This window comes from Rickettsiella endosymbiont of Miltochrista miniata (genome assembly GCF_964031245.1).
GTDB lineage: Bacteria > Pseudomonadota > Gammaproteobacteria > Diplorickettsiales > Diplorickettsiaceae > Aquirickettsiella.
Genome location: NZ_OZ035017.1, coordinates 1,590,017 through 1,608,355 on the forward strand (window position 1 = coordinate 1,590,017; position 18,339 = coordinate 1,608,355).

The window sequence follows — 18,339 nt, forward strand, 5'->3', positions numbered from 1 at the left end:
TTTAATTAAGAAAAAAAACAAAAGGTCTTTTTAGCCATGCAAATACACTAGAAATACGGAGAGTCGCGCCCAGTTCACGACTTGGTCGACCCAAGCGCAAATTACTTTCAATGTGTTCCAAGGAGCAATTTTTTGTTTCTGGAACGATAAAGTAAACAAAAATCCAACCTAACACACATAAAGCAGCATAGAGCCAAAATGTGTGACTTGTACCTATAAACTGGATTAAGGTCAAAAATGTCAATGACACCATCATATTAAAACCCCAACTCGCAGAAATTGCTAAGCTGGCACCTACACCTCGAATATTTAATGGAAAAATTTCCGAAATAATTAACCACATTATAGGACCTAAGCTCATTGCAAAACTAGCAATGTAAATAACCATACTTGCTACTGCTACCCAACGTAATGCGGAAAATGCGGGAAAATAAAAAGCGGTCCCCAAAATTACTAGGCTAATGAACATACCAAAAAGACCAAAAAGTAATAAAGGCCGGCGACCCCAACGATCAATAAGCGGTAAAGCAATAATAGTAAATAATACATTTATAATTCCGATACCTAGGGTTGCTAAAATAGCGTTACTAGCATATTTAAAGCCAGCCAATTGTAAAATGGTCGGTGCATAATAAATAATGGCATTGATTCCGGTTACTTGCTGGAAAAAACTTAAACCTAAACTAATAAAGAGAATAGGACGCAACCATTTCGCTAACAATAGACGATGCGTTCCTTTTTCAATTGCTACTGTTTGACGAATTTCGTCAAATTCATTATTGATGTTTTCACCATGACGTATACGCTGTAAAACTGCGCGGGCCTTTTGATCCCAGCCTTTTAAAATCATCCATCGAGGACTTTCTGGCAAATAAATGGTCCCTATCAATAAAATAATCGCTGGAACAACGCCCAAACCTAGCATCCAAGGCCATTGTCCAGTGACAGAGAAGTAATAATTAATTAAATAAGAAATAACGATACCTATCGTAATCGCTAGTTGATTCAGGGAAACCAGCATACCCCGAATACGCTTTGGGGCAATCTCTGCAAGATAGAGTGGTGCAGTAAAAGAACCAATACCTATCGCCACACCCAGTATTATTCGACCTACAATTAAGAAGAATAAATTAGGTGAAAATGCGGTAGCTAAAGAACCGACAATAAAGGTAAGTGCAGTAAAAACCAGTACCTTACGTCGCCCAAATATATCACTGACTCTGCCACTTAAACCTGAGCCTATCAATGCGCCCAATAAAACGGCACTGACAACCATTTCAATTTGAAAATTAGTTAAAGCAAAGTCTTTTTCAATGTATAAAATAGCGCCAGAAATAATCCCTGTATCATAACCAAACAACAATCCTGCTAAAGCTGCAAATCCCGAAATGGTATAAACCAACCAATTTGGGTTTGATACTTTTATCATAAAAAATAATCTCTTTTATGGCATTTATTAATCATTACTTTACCTCTATCACCACTAAAAGCAAGTCAAAGCTAAAAAACCAACCATTAACCAGAGAAATTGTCAGTGCTTTTATGGCAGTTTTTTTCAGTGTATTTATCTAATTAGGCTAAATAAGCGGGCTCAGACAATCCTTTAATATTTGTTTCCATGGCAAAAAGCATTCCTGATTGAGGAGCGTCAACTAGCTGAGCTGCGCTTAAACCTATCGAAGCAGATGTAATATATAAAGTTGTTAAATCGGGACCACCAAAACAACAGCTTGTTGGTCTGGGTATGGGCATAGGAATGACGCTATCGATCTCGCCGCTAGGAGTATAGCGCGTAATTTGCCAACCATCCCAATGACAGCTCCAAATATAACCTTGGCTATCGACGGTAAGCCCGTCAGGAAAACCTTCTTCTTTAGAAATTTGTGCAAAGACGCGCATTTGACCCAAAGTTCCGTGTTGGGAGTCAAATTCATATTGATAAATTTGCCGAGCAGGAGAATCGCAGATATACATTAAACTATTGTCTAAACTCCAAGCAATACCATTGCTCACGGTAAAACCATTGAGCATCTTTGACACATTTTCCTTATTCAAACAATATAAAGCGCCAATAGGATTTTGTTCTGCTCTATCTTTTGTTCCTGCCCAAAATCGGCCCTGCCTATCACATTTACCATCATTAAACATGACATTTTTTTTCTCCTTGTAGCGGGAAAGCAATGTTTTGTGTTGTACCGGTTATTGTATCGATAGTAACAAAGCGATCACTTAGTGCGGCTATTAAACCTCCTTTAGCGCTGCTAGCGATTGAGCAAATCTCATTCGGCATGGTAAATTTATCGATTTTTCCATCATTATTTAAACGATACAAGGTTGCCGCTACGATATCCACCCAGTACAAACATTTTTCCATAGGATGCCAAAGTGGCCCTTCGCCTAATACCATAATCTGTTTGCATATTACTTCAGGCTGCATAATTTTTACCAAGTTAATCGATAGATAGTTTCGTGTTGATATTTATCACCCGGTAATAAAAAAGGCGATGGAAACTGTGGAAATTTAACCGCACCTGGAAGATTTTGTGTTTCCATACAAAAAGCACCATGCCGTTTTGTGTGTAAACCGGAACTAATCGGATAATCCCTCAAACTATTGCCTATGTAAAATTGTAAACCTGGTTGTGTAGTACACACTTCTAATGCGCGTCCACTGATAGGTTCTTTAATTTTTGCAGCGAGTTGCGGCTGATGATTTATTATCGGGGGTAATATATAACAAAGATCATAACCACCTGTATCGATTTCGTTTATTCGCTCGCCAATAGGATGAGCTTCCCGGAAATCGAATGGGGTCCCTTTAATTTCCGCTATTTTACCGGTAGGCAGTAGGTCTTTATCAGTGACAACATAGCGATCGGAAAAAATTTGCAATATATGATCCAAGACGGTCCCATTTCCTACTCCTGCTAAATTCCAGTAGGCATGGTTAGTTAAATCCACCGGTGTAGCTTTATCAGTTTTAGCCTGAAAGCTAATCTTTAATTCATTGGCTAAAGTTAAAGTATAAACGGTTTTTATTGCGAGATTTCCAGGATAACCTTGATCACCATCAGGGCTAGTATAAAAAAAACTTACGCTTGCCTGATCTTGCTGAATTGAAACTTCAGCTTGCCAAACCGCTTTATCCAAGCCTTTTTCTCCGCCGTGTAAATGATGAGCAAAATTTTTATTTTTACTTAAAAAATAATCTTTTTTTTGATAATTAAAATGTGCGTTAGCAATACGATTGGCGACACGTCCTATCGTGGCGCCAAAATAAAAATCATGTGCTAAATATTCATCAAGATGATCAAATCCTAGCGTAAGTTCTCGCAATGTACCGTCTAAATCGGGAACTTGTACTGAGGTTAATGTGGCACCATAATTAATGATGCCAATAGACATCCCATTTGGATTGCTTAATGTATATTTCGTGATGAGTTGGCCATCAGCTAATTCACCAAACTCAGATGACTGACAAATAATTTTCGACATATTGCCCTCAAAATAAATTTGGCATTATTGTTCGGGGAATAATAGCACCTGATTGTGTAATAACCTTTGCAGCCAGCTCATGACCACACAGGCATGCCTTTACAGGATCAAAACCTAATAAGCGCGCTGCTAAATAGGCACTATTAAATGAATCTCCAGCCGCAGTGGTATCAATAACTTTATCAACCAAACAGCTAGGAACTCGCTGTTGATGATTAAGCGTGGCGACTAAAGCTGGCTCGGCACCACATTTAACCACTATTTCGGTGACTCCATTTTCTAATAATCGTTGTGCAGTAGCTTCTGGCGTAGCATCGCCAAAGACTAATTGATCGTCTATAAAAGTAGGTAAAGCAATATCCACATATTTTAAAAATGCTTGTATAACCTCTCTTGCAGAATCAGCATTAGGCCATAATGAAGCTCGATAGTTAGTGTCAAAAATAATTTGTGCGCCTGCTTGCTTAGCTTTTTTCAAAATATCTGCAAAATATTCTCGACTCGCTACATCGAGTATCGCTAAACTAATGCCTGAGAAATAGAGATAATCCATCTCTGTTAATTGCTGAGATAAATCAATTCGATTATCTCCTTTAAATAATTCTCGCGCGGCAGAATCGGATCGATAGAAATAGAAGGTTCTTTCTCCTTTATCATCAGTCCGAATTAAATAAAGACCGGGCAATTTATTCTCTAAGCGATGAACTAAATCAGTTTTAATACCTTCAGTTTGCCAATTCAATAACATCTGATCGCTATAAGCATCTTGGCCTAGGGCGGTGACATAATGAATATCAAAAGCTTGATTTTGCAACAATCGACGCAAATAAATCGCGAAATTTAAGGTATCGCCTGCAAAGGAAAGGGAGAGTGACGTAGGAGTTTGATGTGATAATTCCAACATCGCTTCACCAATCACACCAATTTGCTTAATTTTAGACATAAGCAAGTTTCGCTAACATTTGCCTAGCAAAAAAGACGAGCGTATCATGTATTATAACTTTATAGGACATCGATGCTTACGTTAATTGATATCTTAGGCCAAGCTCGCGTTATACCGATTATTGTAATCGATAAACTAGAACATGCAATTCCTTTAGCTGAAATACTGCTAAAATCTGGCTTTAAGGTTTTAGAAATTACCTTACGCACTGCTTGTGCTTTAGCCGCCATCGAGAAAATAAATACCGTATTTCCAGAAGCACTAGTCGGCGCGGGTACCGTTGTTGATACTAAACAATTTTCTCAGATAAAATCCGCAGGAGCTAAATTTGCTGTTAGTCCCGGCTTAAATAAGACTTTAGTGCTTGAAGCTGAAAAACACAATATTCCTTATTTACCAGGTATTGCTACGCCTAGCGAAGCATTGCTCGCTCATCAACTCAAATTAAAAACTCTTAAATTTTACCCAGCCGAGAGTATGGGTGGCATTAAAACACTACGAGCATTGTCAGAGGTTTTGCCGTTACATTTTTGTCCGACGGGCGGCATTAATGCGGATAATTTGCTTAGCTATTTTAGCTTGCCTTATGTGTCGTGTGTAGGTGGAAGCTGGATTGCACCGCGTAAATTAATTGCCAAAGGTTCGTTTGCTGAAATAACATCCCTTGTCAATCAAGCTCAGAAAATTTTAAAAACAATTTCCGATTAAAAAATAAAATTTCATAGCTTGATTAATCAGTAAGGTCTACTAAACTTTTCTTAGATTTTTCTTATGGATAAGCAAATCGATGACGGACCTCAAACGATTCAAACCAGTAAAAACACAGTATGCAAAACTTCTTAGCTATTGTGCTTATTTTCTACTGTTTATTTTTCCAACTTGCGCACTAACAGATGTAATTAGTTCCTTATCCCCAGGACAAGTAGAACGACAATTAAGAAATACGGTCAATATTCAGCAAGCAATCAGTGCCCGTGGACCAATAATATCCCCCTTAGCAGCAGCACCCATTCGTCCAGTCATTTCAGTACCACCAAGCATGCGTAGACCTTTTGTGTTGCGTTCTGTATGCATTACTGGATCAACTGTTTATTCTCAAGAAAGTTTATTAGCTTTTTTTCAGCCTTACTTGAATAAACGGATTACTTATAAAGAATTAGAAAAAGCAAATGAACAAATCGCTTTTAAATATTTAAAGGATGGTTATGTTCTTACTAAGGCCTATTTGCCGGTACAAAATCTATCTTCGGGCTATGTCCGCATTGAAATATTAGAAGCTTATGTCGTTAAGGTTAACGTTCTCGGCAAAACACACGGTTTAGAAAACTACATCGATGCTTATGCTCAACAATTAAAAAGATCGCGTCCATTACGATTAAAAGTCTTACAACATTATATTTTATTATTAAATCGATTACCTGGTGTTACAGCTAGTTTAAAAAGGAATCCGGGCTTGGTTAATTCGGGCGCACAAACACTTACTTTTGTTGTTAAGCAACGTCGTTTTGTCCCCAATGCTCTACTCAATAACAATCAAAACCGCTATTTGGGTGGTCAAAATTTGTTTCTGACGGCGAATATGTACTCGCTATTGCAAGGGGGAGATTCGACCATAGTCACTGCAGCGACTGCCCCGTTTGATCCCAAGGTTTTACAATATTATTACTTACTACATAACTTCCCGATTGGAGTTAATGGAAACCACCTGGATATTTACGCGGATTACACGCAAATCAAACCTAGTATCAATCTTCCACCTTCTAGTGTTTCAGGTAAAGCGGGAGATTTAGGCGCTTATTTTTACCATCCATTTATTTTACAGACCAATGATAAATTAGATGGTCGTTTAGCATTCGGATATTATCGAAGCAAAACCTCTTCTTATACTGGTGTGGTTAACAGTCCTGATGCTATCGTACGACTTCCTTCATTGCGCGCTAAAGCAATCTATGAGCGTACCAGAACCAAATATTTTGACAAAATAGAAGCTGAACTAAGCCAAGGGATACATGTATTCGGCGCTAATACCGCACCGCCCCCACCCCCTGGCATTCCTAATCCTTATGTTGGCTATACCAAATTTTATTATTATGTCACGCATGTGCAAAACATAACCAAATCCTTTTCGGTGCTGTTAGATTCTATGGGGCAGTATGCTTTTAATCCTTTAGCCTCAGTGGAAAAGATACCTTATGGTGGTGGTCAGCCCTATGGGACGGCCTATGATCCCGGTGAAATTATTGGCGACCAAGGACTCATGGGCGGCATAGAATTACGCTATAATAGCTTTCCCAAATCGATTAGTGCGATACAATACTTTACGCGTTATGACATTGGTAAAGTCTGGAATAAAAATGTCGCGCCGACTTTCTTTTTAAACAGCGCTTATAGCGATGCTTCTTTATCGGCTGGCCTCAGATTACTTTTAAATAAAGATTTTCGTCTACAGTTGAGTGTCGCAAGGCCGATGACCAATCCGGTTCAGGCGCAAGTAGAAAGTGGCCATAATGGTAAAAGCTTGCGTTTCTTTTTCACTTTTAGCTACACGCCTTTTTAGCTTAATGTTATAAATAAAAAAACACGAGTTTAATGTCGAAAAATTTAAAATTATTATTTATCGCATAAAACTCGTGACGTAAGTAAATAATATATTCTATTTTTATTAAAGCCCAAGGATATTCAGAGGGATACCGGCAGGTAAAGCGGGTAGTTGTATACCTCCTATTGAAGGTAATACTCCACCAACACCAGGCACACCAAATACCGATCCTGTTGGAGACTCAAGTCCTATGATCTGACCACCTCTTTCCAAGACTTGAACACCTTGGGTTCCCAATATTCCGGCAGCATCTAACGCGGCTAATTCTTGAGAATTCAAGGCTCGACCAACTATGCCTTCTGCCCCAAACGCATTTGCACCGAAAGTAAGCCCTCCACCACTACCCAAAAGGTCGAGTAGATTTAAACCTCCGGGCGTTCCTGCGCCACCCCCAGCCCCTCCAGCTCCTGCAGCTCCGGTAGCGCCGAGACCACTCATGCCGCCGCCACTACCACCGCCACAACCCGTTAATAAAATAGAGGTAGCCAACACCCCGGCAATTAAGTAAACAGTTGTTTCTGATTTCTTCATAATATCTCCCTTTAATAGCTATTAAAGATTAAAATAATGCACTTTATCGTAGAAGTTAAACAGAATAGTGTCAAATTAAGGTAATGTTGTAAATTTTATATTCAAAAATAAATAAGAATTATTAGGTTTAGAAAGTGTTTTCAATTGTGCTAGGCTGAGACAAAAATCACTGTTTATTGAGTATCGTAACGGAGCATACACGTAGTATGTGAGTAACGAAACGCAAATAAACAGTGATTTTTGGCCAGCATCGTGCAATTGAAGACACTTTTAAATAAAATTTGCGTTTTTGAAGAATACATTCTATTAAATTAAGCTTTAAAACAATAAGTGTTTAAAAGTTGGTAATATTGAAGGCATATTCTTGGTTTTAGATCTGAGACTAAATTCGGTATAATGTTTCACTCTAAACCAAATAAGGAGAAAGGCACTATGACTATGCAAACCGTGGATAATACGCTCAATGATATTTTGCAGAGTAATTATATGCAGCAACTTGATAGACAGCTTAATGAAAACCATTTATTGAAACATCCGCTTTATCAAGCCTGGTCTGCTGGGAAGTTGTCAATCGATAATCTTCGAGATTATGCTTGCCAGTATTATCACCATGTGGATGCTTTCCCACGCTATGTCAGTGCTACACATAGTAATTGTCAGGACTCTGAGGCACGGAAAGTATTATTAGACAACTTAAATGACGAAGAAGGAATGAACGGTCTGGATAGTCATCCGGTTTTATGGTTACAATTCACTAAAGGTCTCGGTTTATCAGATGCAACTGTCATGAGCTGTGAGCTTTTTCCAGAAACTAAACAATTTATTGATGAATTTTTGGCTTTATCACGTTCATCTTATGCAGAAGGTTTGGGTGCCTTATATGCTTACGAACGTCAGATTCCGCAAACCGCCGCCAGTAAAATCACCGGATTAAAACAATTTTATGATATTGTCGATGAAACTACTTTAAAATTTTTCTTAGTCCATCTAGAAGCAGATGTAGAACATGCCGAGGCCACTAAAACACTAATAAAAAATTTACCCATGGAAGAAAAAATAGCTGCAGAAAAAGCCGCTAAAAAAATAGCCAAATCCATTTGGGACATGCTAAGCGGGATACAAGCACGAACGATGACTAATGTTTGCGAAGCTATTTTAGTTTAATAATCAATGGTATAAAATTTAATTAGTAGTAAAGCATTTTTCGTCATTGCGAGCACCGTAGGTGCGTGGCAATCCATGGATGGCCACGGCCTCACTGACGTTTCGGCCTCGCCATGACGGCTTTTTTTTAATTATCTAAGCCGCATCTGATACCGACACACGGCGAATTTTTCCTCCCAATTGCGATAGTTTTTCTTCTATGCATTCATAACCGCGATCGATGTGATAAATTCTATTCACGGTCGTTTCACCTTCAGCAGTTAACCCTGCTAATACCAAGCTCGCCGAAGCGCGTAAATCGGTGGCCATCACTTCTGCGCCTGTTAACTTATCAACGCCTTTGCAGATAGCAACATTACCTTTCAAGGTAATGTCGGCACCCATCCGACGCATTTCTTGGACATGCATAAAACGGTTTTCAAACACCGTTTCGGTAATAATTCCGGTTCCTTCAGCGGTAATATTAAGCGCCATAATTTGTGCTTGTGCATCGGTGGGAAAAGCAGGATAGGGCGCCGTGCTGACAGTAACTGCTTTTGCGCGTTTATTCCGCATATCTAGTTCGATCCAGTGATCACCGATAGCAATTTCTGCACCTGCTTGACGCAATGTATAAATAACCGCATCCAAAGTGTTTGCCTGAATATCTTTTAGGCGAATAAAACCTCGCGTACATGCGACTGCAATTAAATAAGTCGCCGCTTCAATTCGATCCGGTAAAATTCGATAATATCCGCCTGTTAATTGGTCAACGCCTTCGATGGTAATGGTATCTGTTCCCGCGTCACTAATGTTCGCGCCAATGCTGTTTAAAAAATTAGCTAAATCAACCACTTCAGGCTCACGCGCGGCATTTTTTATAATGGTTTTGCCCTTAGCTAATGTCGCGGCCATCATTAAATTTTCAGTCCCGGTGACAGTGATAGTATCTAATTCAATAAATGCACCCTGCAAACGACCTTTAGTTTTAGCTTTGATATAGCCATTTTCTATTTCAATTTTTGCGCCCATGGCCTCAAGTCCTTGGATGTGTAAATTGACTGGACGTGTACCAATCGCGCACCCACCAGGAAGCGAGACTATCGCTTCACCACAACGAGCAAGTAATGCGCCAAGAACTAAAATAGAAGCCCGCATTTTTCGTACTAATGAATAAGGCGCATAAGAATCAATCAGCTCACGTGAACGCACTTCTAAACTCATGCGCTCGCCTATGGTAAATTGTGCACCCATGCCACTTAAAAGCTCAACCATGGTGGTAACGTCTTGTAAGTGAGGAACATTAAATAAGGTAATAGGCTCCTCAGATAAAAGGCAGGCCGCTAAAATAGGCAAGGTTGCATTCTTTGCACCAGAAATTCGAACTTCGCCCTGTAACGGGATGCCGCCTCTAATAATTAGTTTATCCACCATTTATCTCTCTATTTTTATGCCAATTACAGTTATTGCTACCAGCAATTCTTTAAATATATAATTTTTTGCATTTGCAGTAGAAATTTCCAAGATAAGTAAGAAACTTATCTTGGGTGCTAAAATCTAAGCTTTCTTTGCTTTAGGCTGCCCATCATTAGGAGCGATTTATAGGCAATATTTTTTCTAAATCTGATACTCGAATAATGGCCAGCATTTGTATAGGTAAAGCTACAAAACGAATTTTTTGATCACGTTGTTTTAACAGTCGCATCCAAGCAATCAATAATGCCACACCGCTACTATCACTTTGAGTGACATACTCTAAATTAAAAGTGAGTATCAAAGCTTTATCCTTTTTTAAGATATCCTGACTGAGCTCCCATAGCCCCGGGACGGTATAGGTATTTAAAGAGCCCGATAACACATAATGGTCTTTCTTAAACTGCAAGGATGGCTTATTCATCTGGGTTAATAACTTTGGTTATTATGTTCAGCCAGTTTACTAATAAGGCCATCGATACCGTTGTGTTGCAACTCTTCAACAAATTGCGAACGAAAGCTTTCTATGATACTCACACCATCCACGCTAAAATCATAAAGCATCCATTGCCCGCCTACTCGCATCATGCGATAACTAAGGTTAATGGAGGGACCGGATTCTCGCACAATGACACTATTAACCTGTACGCGCGATTGACTATTATAATCGCCTCGCAGCGGTAAAAAATTTACTCTTTCATTGGTATATTGTGCCAATGCACTCGAATAAGTGCGGATAAGCAAGGTAACAAATTGCTGAGAAAAAGCTTGTCTTTGCGTCGGTGTGGCCCTTAACCAAGCCTCACGGCCTAAAGCTTTACTCGACATACTCACAACATCGACATGTGGCAACAAAATTTGATTGACTATTCCATAAACAATCTGAGGTTTTGTTTTAAGTGTGGCTTGATTTCGTTGCAGCGCTGAAATTAATTGATTGGAAGTATTTTGTAGTATATCTACAGGCGAAGAAATCGCCCATGCCATTGTACATATTAATAACCCAAACAATGCGACTATAACTTTTTTCACTTCTTTCCCCCTGAATTCTTTAAGCTAAATATTAATTGGCCGATAAGATCTTCTAAAATTAATGCCGGATGCGTATCTTGTACGATAGCATTATTATTTAAAAACGTCTGAGCAAAACCCGGTGTTAAACTAATATAATTTGCCCCTAATAAGCCTTGAGTTAGAATACTTGCTGAAGTATCTACTGGCAATTGTTTGTATTTGGGATCAATTTTCATCGTCACGATAGCTTTAAATTGAACGTTATCAAGCTTTATTGCGATTACTTCCCCAATATGAACACCTGCTAAAGACACTGGTGAGCGCACTTTTAATCCACCCACATTATCAAAAGCAGCCGTTATGTTATATCCATTTTCGCCTATGGAGCTACTTAATCCGCTTACCTTAAAAGCCAACACTAATAAGGCAAGTATCCCAAATAACATAAAAAAGCCAACCCAAATTTCTATTATTCTCTCACGCACTTACCAACCTCCCATCATCATTGCGGTTAATACAAAATCCAGGCCTAGTACAGCCAGGGAAGAATACACAACGGTACGCGTTGTCGCTCGTCCAATTCCTTGAGCAGTAGGAACCGTATCATATCCCTGATACACAGCTATCCATGTAACAACACCGCCAAAAACAATACTTTTTATAATTCCATTCACAATATCATCATGAAAATTAACAGCCGATTGCATTGCGCTCCAGAACGTTCCACTATCAACGCCTAACCAAACGACACCAACTAAATATCCCCCCCAAACTGCAACCGCACTAAAAATGATCATTAATATCGGCATACTGATGAAACCGCCCCAAAAACGCGGTGAAATTACACGCCATAATGGATCGACTCCCATCATTTCCATGCTAGCAAGTTGTTCCGTTGATTTCATTAAACCAATCTCTGCGGTCAATGCCGAACCAGCTCGTCCTGCAAACAATAATGCCGTAACCACTGGTCCTAATTCTCGCACTACACTTAAAGCAACTAATTGACCTAATTGTTGACTCGCACCAAATTTATTTAAAGTATTATAACCTTGTAATCCCACTACCAAACCAATGAATAACCCTGACAAGACAATAATAACTAAAGATAGTACGCCAATAAAATATAGTTGTTCGATCAATAAAGGAAAACTTTTTTTAAAGCGTGGTTTGCGTATTAATAAATGCGCTAAAAAAATCCCCGAACGGCCAAAGCTCATTAATAGCTGTAAACCAAAATGGCCCAATAATCGTAATTTCTCTAATATCAACATAGCATTAATGCATCAAATCTTGGTTATAATCGATGGCCGGATAATGAAACGGGACCACACCATCAGGTAAACCTTGTAAAAATTGTTGAACCTCTGGATCTTTATCAATATGTACTTTTTCGGGAGTACCATGACCAATAATTTTCCCACTAGCAATCACATAAATATAGTCCGCTATACTCAACGCTTCTTCTACATCATGAGAAACCAGAATTGTAGTGATACCTAAGGCTTTATTTAGATCCGAAATAAGTTTAACGATCACGCCAAGAGCGATGGGATCCAAACCCGTAAAAGGTTCATCATACATAATGAGTTCCGGGTCTAAAGCAATTGCACGCGCTAAAGCAACACGCCGTGCCATGCCACCTGAAAGTTGATTGGGCATAAGATTTTTAGCGCCCCGTAAGCCGACGGATTGTAATTTCATCAATACAATATCACGAATCATAAAAGCAGGTAGCTCGGTGTGTTCTCTTAAGGGAAAAGCAACATTTTCGAAAACATTTAGATTAGTAAATAACGCTCCACTCTGAAATAAAATACCCATCTTACGACGTAATTCATAAAGTTGAGCCCGAGATAGTTTATTTATTAACTTACCATCTACATGGATATTGCCACGTTCCGGTTTTAATTGACCGCCTATTAAACGCAATAACGTAGTCTTCCCACACCCACTAGGACCCATGATGGCGGTTATTTTACCCCGCGGGATATTTAGCTCAATATCGGAAAAAACCGTACGTCCGTTACGATTAAAATATAAGCCTCGGATGCTGACGAAATCACTCAAGTTATTCGTCCCCTTTTCTCACTTTTTCTATCAGATAATCAGTAACTTGTAGAAAGCGCGCGGGATCTCCACCTATCATGCTAGGATCAACTTTATATCGATTATCAATAACTAATGTAGGTGCGGCAAGAATTTTATCTTCTTGCATCAACGTATCACTTCTCAATAGCTGCGCATCAATACCTGGCGAAAAACTAGCAATACTTTCAAACTCATGCTGTTTAACGCCGTGCTTTATAAAGAACTCTTCTTGAAGCTTAGGATTTGATAAGTCTTGTCCTTCAACATGGATAGCTTTAAATATAGCAGGCGTCAATTCCTTTTCGACTCCCAACATCTGCGCAATATAATAGGCTCGAGCCAAGCTGCGCCAACTTGGCTGAAATACTATCGGTACCCGCTCAAATTTTACATAATTTGGCTGTGTTGCAAGCCATTTGTCCAATGTTGGCTCAAAATGATAGCAAGCAGGGCAAGCATAACTAAAAAACTCAACCACACGCACTTGTGCTTTTGGGGTTGCTTTAGGAATAATCTCCGAAGTAGAAATAACTTCATAATCTTTCCCGGCTTTAAAACTCATCGGCTGGGAAGTTTTAGAATTATTGTTCATTTTTCCACAAGAGGTTAAAATAATAGATAAAGCTAAAAACAATAGGCTACGTAATACCAATCTAAACATACAGCCCCTCTTTTAATAAAATATACTCTTCGCACTTGAATTTTTGTCTGCGTTGCCGCTCAACTCGCAATCCTCATGTATCTTGAATACACTCCGGTTGCTTCATTCTCGCGGCGCCTTGCCAAAAATCCGATTGCTGTGAGTATACTAAAGCAACGTAACCTCTTCCAAAACTATCATTTTGTCTTTTTCCAGTTAAGCGGCCTTTAAGGTATAGCATGCAAATTCCTTTTTCTTAAGGGCCATCTAGACGGTAACTAAACAAACTGCGTAGATTTTGTAGTAGGTCTTACGAAATTGGCCAAGCATAACACAGCTTATCAAAAAACGTTAAGCAGGAAAAACCAGCACTTAGTAAAAGAATGTCCAGTTTTGGGGGTTAAAATTTAACTCAGTTTACCTGATAGGTAAAAAACTCGCTTTTCTAATCAATTTTAAAGTTTTTTGCACATTGAATTAGAAGGTAGACACATAGTATAGTCTTAAAAAGATAGTATTTTGTCATTTTTTAGATAATCAGTCGAATCAAAAAGTCCGATGACAAATATTTTCTTCATAGAATACGATAAGGATTTTAAACAACAAAAATGGTTCTTATGTAACTATTTTTTTATGGAGATACGCTATGTGGAATATATCCGAACAAATACGTTACCAAATAATTGCCCAATATCGAGATAATACCATCTTGGTCAATATTCTTGGGCAGGGCTTATATTTTATGCGCACCGCCCATCAAATTTTTACTGTCCCTACTCTTATAAATGGATTCTCACAAGAAGAGGCGGCGTTAATAGGCTATATAGTAGGTTCAGAAAATAATAAAGTCTAAAGGATGTCAGTTGCTTTCGAAGTAGAAATTGCATGCTGTTTTACCTTATGTCAAAGTAGCTCTACGAACTTAGACCAGAGGAACTCATAGTGATAACGCAAAATCAGGAACTACTAAAAAGTAAAGTAGCTCAGGCCGCATTAGATTATATAAAAGCTGGATCTGTTCTGGGTATAGGAAGCGGTAGCACTATCAATTATCTTATTACCGCATTAGCTGATATTAAACATAAAATTGAGGGGGTAGTGGCAGCTTCTGTCGAAACTGAAAAACGTTTAAAGCAATTTAATATCCCCGTATTAGATCTTAACAGCGCAGGAGAGTTAGCACTCTATATAGACGGAGCCGATGAAGTCAATCCCCAACTGCAACTTATAAAAGGGGGCGGGGGAGCGCTAACACGTGAGAAAATTATTGCTGCTGCAAGCAAAAATTTTATTTGTATCGTTGATGAAAGCAAATATGTGGGTGTATTAGGACAAAAAAGCCTGCCAGTGGAAGTCATTCCAATGGGGCGCAGTTATGTTGCTAGAGAATTGGTAAAATTGGGAGGCTTCCCTATCTATAGAGAAAAATTTATTACCGACAACGGTAATATTATATTAGATACTCAGCATTGGGATTTTACTGACCCCATTAAGCTCGAGCGATTACTTAATAATATTCCTGGGGTCGTTTGTAATGGGTTATTCGCTCAGCGTCCTGCAAATGTATTACTTATGGGTAGCAAAGATGGAATTAAAATCATTGAAAAATAATTCGCATCAATAACGGTAATAATCAGATTTAAAGGGGCCTTGAGGTTTTACGCCAATGTAATCGGCTTGTTCGGAAGTCAGTTCTGTTAATTTAGCGCCCACTTTCTCTAAATGTAAACGAGCCACTTGCTCATCCAACGCTTTAGGCAGCATATAAACTTTACCTTTTTCATAACGATCATTATATCGCCATAATTCAATCTGCGCTAAAACTTGATTGGTAAATGAATTAGACATCACAAAACTTGGATGTCCTGTCGCACAACCTAGATTAACTAAACGACCCTCAGCTAATAGTAGTAAACGTTTTTTATTGGGAAAATTTATCTGATCAACTTGTGGCTTAATATTTAACCAATTGAATTGACGTAATCCGGCCACATCTATCTCAGAATCAAAATGACCTATATTACAAACAATAGCCAGATCTTTCATCTGTTGCATATGAGATAAGGTAATAACATCTTTGTTTCCGGTGGCAGTTACAAATATGTCCCCTAGATTTGCTACATCATCCATGGTTACGACACGATAACCTTCCATGGCAGCTTGTAAAGCACAAATAGGATCGATTTCGGTAATCCAAACAGTCGCGCCATAGGAGCGCAGACTCTGAGCACATCCTTTTCCTACATCACCATAACCACACACCACAGCAATTTTCCCTGCGATCATAACGTCGGTCGCGCGCTTCAATGCATCAATTAAAGATTCTCTGCAGCCATAGAGATTATCAAATTTAGATTTCGTTACCGAATCATTTACATTTATCGCTGGAACTAATAATGTTTTTTCTTTCTGCATTTGATAAAGCCTATGCACACCGGTCGTAGTTTCTTCGGATACGCCTTTAATAGCTTGCAAAAGTTTAGGATGTTTTTCATGCAGTAATAAAGTAAGGTCGCCACCGTCATCTAATAATAAATTTGGTGTCCAACCATCGGGCCCTGTTAAAGTTTGCTCAATACACCACCAAAATTCTTCTTCGGTTTCTCCTTTCCAAGCAAAAACTGGAATATTTCGAGCCGCCATAGCCGCTGCCGCGTGGTCTTGAGTGGAAAAAATATTACAAGACGACCAACGCACTTCTGCGCCCAAATCAAGCAGAGTTTCAATTAACACGGCTGTTTGTATGGTCATATGTAAACAACCGGCAATGCGCGCACCCTTTAAAGGTTTTTCGTGACCGTATTTTTTGCGTAAAGCCATTAAACCAGGCATTTCTGTCTCAGCAATGGTGATTTCTCGTCGTCCCCATTCTGCTAAACTCAAATCAGCAACTTTATAGTCAGCAACATTAGCCTTTAACTTTTCTATGATCATAAATACCTTTCTCAATAACTTATATAAATAGCAACTTTTTAATACTGTTCTTACACTCACAGCAATTGGATTTTAGGCAAGGCGCCGCGAGAATGAAGCAACCGGAATGTATTGAAGATACATAAGGATTGCGAATTGAGCGGCAACACAGTCAAAAATTCAAGTGCGAAGAGTATATTTAGAATTCCGTTACTTGTTTGATTTCATGGTTCAATAAGTCTGCACGTAATAATTCCTTTTTATCGGTTTTCTCCCAGGGAAAATCTTCGTTTTCACGGCCAAAATGGCCATAGGCTGCAGTGGGTTTATAAATAGGTCTTAATAAATCAAGCATTTCAATTAAACCTCGCGGTCTTAAATCAAAATGCTGTTGTATTAACTCAATGATACGCTGGTCAGGTAATTTAGCTGTGCCAAATGTATTGATATTTATAGACGTGGGCTCTGCAATACCGATAGCATAAGAGACTTGTATTTCGCAGCGCTCAGCTAAACCTGCAGCAACAATATTTTTTGCAACATAACGCGCAGCATACGCAGCTGAACGATCAACTTTGCTGGGATCCTTGCCGGAAAAACAACCTCCGCCATGACGTGCCATACCGCCATAAGTATCCACGATAATTTTACGTCCTGTTAATCCGGTATCACCTAAAGGTCCGCCAATGACAAAACGACCGGTGGGATTTACATAATATTTTGTGGTTTTTGTTAACCATGCTGCTGGAAAAGTAGGCTTGATAATTTCTTCCATGACGGCTTCTTTAAGATCGTCATAAGCAATATCAGGGGCATGTTGAGTAGAAAGCACTACCGCTTCCACAGCGACAGGTTTATCATTTTGATAACGTAAGCTTACTTGACTTTTGGCGTCAGGGCGTAACCAATTCAGACTGTTATTTTTACGTAGCTTCGCCTGGCGCTCCATCAAACGATGTGCATAAGTAATTGCTGCGGGCATCAGCACTTCGGTTTCATTACTAGCATAGCCAAACATTAAACCCTGATCGCCTGCACCTTGTTCAAGTTTATTGAGCTTATCTACTCCCTGAGCAATATCAGGTGATTGTTTACCGATAGCGGTCATAACAGCACAGGATTCCCAGTCGAATCCCATCGAAGAGCCATTGTAGCCAATCTCTTTTACGGTTTCTCTGACAATTTGCTCTACATCAACCCAAGCTGTGGTTGTTACCTCACCTGCTACCAACACCATGCCAGTCTTAACTAGCGTTTCACAGGCAACTCGAGCATTTTTATCCTGAAGTAAAATTGCATCTAAAACTGCGTCTGAAATTTGATCGGCAATCTTATCTGGGTGTCCTTCTGATACTGATTCCGAAGTAAATGTCGTGTAATTATCCATTTTTTATTCTCAAATTTAAAAAGAGAAATATGATTAAAAACTGAGCTTTAAAGCTAAAAAGAAGTATATACTAGCGAATCTTTTTTAAAATAGCCAATTAAGATATCGAT

21 protein-coding genes are annotated in these 18,339 nt (G+C 39.0%); 5 read left to right on the forward strand and 16 right to left on the reverse strand.

Going from position 1 to position 18,339, the window contains the following annotated elements:
• Position 1: 1 nt before the first annotated feature.
• The 5 genes from AAHH40_RS07335 to AAHH40_RS07355 all read right to left on the reverse strand — a co-directional run bounded on the left by AAHH40_RS07335 (position 2) and on the right by AAHH40_RS07355 (position 4,438).
• The gene (locus AAHH40_RS07335; protein WP_342220018.1) at positions 2-1,429 is read right to left on the reverse strand and encodes a sugar porter family MFS transporter; all 1,428 of its coding nucleotides are present in this window, start codon (positions 1,427-1,429) and stop codon (positions 2-4) included.
• A gap of 143 nt (positions 1,430-1,572) precedes the next feature.
• Complete coding sequence (locus tag AAHH40_RS07340) at positions 1,573-2,148, reverse strand: SMP-30/gluconolactonase/LRE family protein (RefSeq protein ID WP_342220019.1); 576 nt, start codon at positions 2,146-2,148, stop codon at positions 1,573-1,575.
• Positions 2,141-2,437, reverse strand: coding sequence for an SMP-30/gluconolactonase/LRE family protein (locus AAHH40_RS07345; protein WP_342220020.1), 297 nt, complete (start codon positions 2,435-2,437; stop codon positions 2,141-2,143). Before AAHH40_RS07345 ends, AAHH40_RS07340 begins: the two co-directional genes overlap by 8 nt.
• Positions 2,438-2,442: 5 nt before the next feature.
• Complete coding sequence (locus AAHH40_RS07350) at positions 2,443-3,495, reverse strand: aldose epimerase family protein (RefSeq protein WP_342220021.1); 1,053 nt, start codon at positions 3,493-3,495, stop codon at positions 2,443-2,445.
• 7 nt (positions 3,496-3,502) lie between these two features.
• Positions 3,503-4,438, reverse strand: coding sequence for a sugar kinase (locus tag AAHH40_RS07355; protein ID WP_342220022.1), 936 nt, complete (start codon positions 4,436-4,438; stop codon positions 3,503-3,505).
• Positions 4,439-4,510: 72 nt separating this feature from the next.
• Here AAHH40_RS07355 and eda point away from each other — a divergent pair, with 72 nt between their 5' ends.
• Positions 4,511-5,146, forward strand: a complete 636-nt coding sequence (gene eda / locus AAHH40_RS07360; RefSeq protein WP_342220023.1) for a bifunctional 4-hydroxy-2-oxoglutarate aldolase/2-dehydro-3-deoxy-phosphogluconate aldolase — start codon at positions 4,511-4,513, stop codon at positions 5,144-5,146.
• 79 nt (positions 5,147-5,225) lie between these two features.
• The gene (locus AAHH40_RS07365) at positions 5,226-6,995 is read left to right on the forward strand and encodes a ShlB/FhaC/HecB family hemolysin secretion/activation protein (RefSeq protein ID WP_342220024.1); all 1,770 of its coding nucleotides are present in this window, start codon (positions 5,226-5,228) and stop codon (positions 6,993-6,995) included.
• A gap of 105 nt (positions 6,996-7,100) precedes the next feature.
• On the opposite strand, the gene AAHH40_RS07370 is transcribed toward AAHH40_RS07365, so the two are convergent.
• A complete protein-coding gene (locus tag AAHH40_RS07370; protein WP_342220025.1) occupies positions 7,101-7,568 on the reverse strand; it encodes a hypothetical protein in 468 nt (155 codons plus the stop codon).
• 432 nt (positions 7,569-8,000) lie between these two features.
• Between AAHH40_RS07370 and AAHH40_RS07375 the strand changes: the two genes are divergently transcribed.
• Entirely contained in the window at positions 8,001-8,732 is a 732-nt protein-coding gene (locus AAHH40_RS07375; protein ID WP_342220026.1) for a CADD family putative folate metabolism protein, read from the forward strand.
• Between the two features lie 135 nt (positions 8,733-8,867).
• Here the strand turns inward: AAHH40_RS07375 and murA are convergent, their stop codons facing one another.
• The 8 genes from murA to AAHH40_RS07415 form a co-directional block, all read right to left on the reverse strand.
• Positions 8,868-10,142, reverse strand: a complete 1,275-nt coding sequence (gene murA, locus AAHH40_RS07380; protein ID WP_342220818.1) for a UDP-N-acetylglucosamine 1-carboxyvinyltransferase — start codon at positions 10,140-10,142, stop codon at positions 8,868-8,870.
• 157 nt (positions 10,143-10,299) lie between these two features.
• Positions 10,300-10,608 carry an STAS domain-containing protein gene (locus tag AAHH40_RS07385; RefSeq protein ID WP_342220027.1) on the reverse strand — a complete coding sequence of 103 codons (309 nt, stop codon included), beginning with the start codon at positions 10,606-10,608 and terminating at the stop codon, positions 10,300-10,302.
• 5 nt (positions 10,609-10,613) lie between these two features.
• Positions 10,614-11,216: an ABC transporter substrate-binding protein gene (locus tag AAHH40_RS07390; protein ID WP_342220028.1), complete on the reverse strand. Its 603-nt coding sequence runs from the start codon at positions 11,214-11,216 to the stop codon at positions 10,614-10,616.
• The gene (mlaD, locus tag AAHH40_RS07395) at positions 11,213-11,683 is read right to left on the reverse strand and encodes an outer membrane lipid asymmetry maintenance protein MlaD (RefSeq protein WP_342220029.1); all 471 of its coding nucleotides are present in this window, start codon (positions 11,681-11,683) and stop codon (positions 11,213-11,215) included. The genes AAHH40_RS07390 and mlaD overlap by 4 nt, the downstream gene beginning before the upstream one ends.
• Positions 11,684-12,472: a lipid asymmetry maintenance ABC transporter permease subunit MlaE gene (gene mlaE / locus AAHH40_RS07400; protein ID WP_425287961.1), complete on the reverse strand. Its 789-nt coding sequence runs from the start codon at positions 12,470-12,472 to the stop codon at positions 11,684-11,686.
• A 4-nt stretch (positions 12,473-12,476) separates the two neighbouring features.
• Positions 12,477-13,268, reverse strand: a complete 792-nt coding sequence (locus tag AAHH40_RS07405; RefSeq protein ID WP_342220030.1) for an ATP-binding cassette domain-containing protein — start codon at positions 13,266-13,268, stop codon at positions 12,477-12,479.
• 1 nt (position 13,269) lies between these two features.
• Positions 13,270-13,950, reverse strand: a complete 681-nt coding sequence (locus AAHH40_RS07410; protein ID WP_342220031.1) for a thiol:disulfide interchange protein DsbA/DsbL — start codon at positions 13,948-13,950, stop codon at positions 13,270-13,272.
• Positions 13,951-14,023: 73 nt separating this feature from the next.
• Positions 14,024-14,170: a hypothetical protein gene (locus AAHH40_RS07415; protein ID WP_342220032.1), complete on the reverse strand. Its 147-nt coding sequence runs from the start codon at positions 14,168-14,170 to the stop codon at positions 14,024-14,026.
• Positions 14,171-14,575: 405 nt separating this feature from the next.
• Here AAHH40_RS07415 and AAHH40_RS07420 point away from each other — a divergent pair, with 405 nt between their 5' ends.
• On the forward strand, positions 14,576-14,782 hold the full coding sequence (locus tag AAHH40_RS07420; RefSeq protein ID WP_342220033.1) for a hypothetical protein: 207 nt from the start codon (positions 14,576-14,578) through the stop codon (positions 14,780-14,782).
• Between the two features lie 89 nt (positions 14,783-14,871).
• Entirely contained in the window at positions 14,872-15,540 is a 669-nt protein-coding gene (rpiA, locus tag AAHH40_RS07425) for a ribose-5-phosphate isomerase RpiA (RefSeq protein WP_342220034.1), read from the forward strand.
• A gap of 6 nt (positions 15,541-15,546) precedes the next feature.
• Here the strand turns inward: rpiA and ahcY are convergent, their stop codons facing one another.
• Positions 15,547-16,863, reverse strand: coding sequence for an adenosylhomocysteinase (gene ahcY, locus AAHH40_RS07430; protein ID WP_342220035.1), 1,317 nt, complete (start codon positions 16,861-16,863; stop codon positions 15,547-15,549).
• Positions 16,864-17,041: 178 nt separating this feature from the next.
• The gene (metK, locus tag AAHH40_RS07435; protein ID WP_342220036.1) at positions 17,042-18,229 is read right to left on the reverse strand and encodes a methionine adenosyltransferase; all 1,188 of its coding nucleotides are present in this window, start codon (positions 18,227-18,229) and stop codon (positions 17,042-17,044) included.
• Positions 18,230-18,339: the final 110 nt, after the last annotated feature.

Coding starts and splice junctions, on each gene's coding strand:
- mlaE (WP_425287961.1), bottom strand. CDS start 12,472: ATGTTGATATTAGAGAAATTACGATTATTGGGCCATTTTGGTTTACAG.
- ahcY (WP_342220035.1), bottom strand. CDS start 16,863: ATGATCATAGAAAAGTTAAAGGCTAATGTTGCTGACTATAAAGTTGCT.
- AAHH40_RS07335 (WP_342220018.1), bottom strand. CDS start 1,429: ATGATAAAAGTATCAAACCCAAATTGGTTGGTTTATACCATTTCGGGA.
- AAHH40_RS07345 (WP_342220020.1), bottom strand. CDS start 2,437: ATGCAGCCTGAAGTAATATGCAAACAGATTATGGTATTAGGCGAAGGG.
- AAHH40_RS07370 (WP_342220025.1), bottom strand. CDS start 7,568: ATGAAGAAATCAGAAACAACTGTTTACTTAATTGCCGGGGTGTTGGCT.
- AAHH40_RS07355 (WP_342220022.1), bottom strand. CDS start 4,438: ATGTCTAAAATTAAGCAAATTGGTGTGATTGGTGAAGCGATGTTGGAA.
- AAHH40_RS07375 (WP_342220026.1), top strand. CDS start 8,001: ATGACTATGCAAACCGTGGATAATACGCTCAATGATATTTTGCAGAGT.
- AAHH40_RS07365 (WP_342220024.1), top strand. CDS start 5,226: ATGACGGACCTCAAACGATTCAAACCAGTAAAAACACAGTATGCAAAA.
- AAHH40_RS07415 (WP_342220032.1), bottom strand. CDS start 14,170: ATGCTATACCTTAAAGGCCGCTTAACTGGAAAAAGACAAAATGATAGT.
- AAHH40_RS07410 (WP_342220031.1), bottom strand. CDS start 13,950: ATGTTTAGATTGGTATTACGTAGCCTATTGTTTTTAGCTTTATCTATT.
- AAHH40_RS07340 (WP_342220019.1), bottom strand. CDS start 2,148: ATGTTTAATGATGGTAAATGTGATAGGCAGGGCCGATTTTGGGCAGGA.
- metK (WP_342220036.1), bottom strand. CDS start 18,229: ATGGATAATTACACGACATTTACTTCGGAATCAGTATCAGAAGGACAC.
- AAHH40_RS07350 (WP_342220021.1), bottom strand. CDS start 3,495: ATGTCGAAAATTATTTGTCAGTCATCTGAGTTTGGTGAATTAGCTGAT.
- AAHH40_RS07385 (WP_342220027.1), bottom strand. CDS start 10,608: ATGAATAAGCCATCCTTGCAGTTTAAGAAAGACCATTATGTGTTATCG.
- AAHH40_RS07420 (WP_342220033.1), top strand. CDS start 14,576: ATGTGGAATATATCCGAACAAATACGTTACCAAATAATTGCCCAATAT.
- eda (WP_342220023.1), top strand. CDS start 4,511: ATGCTTACGTTAATTGATATCTTAGGCCAAGCTCGCGTTATACCGATT.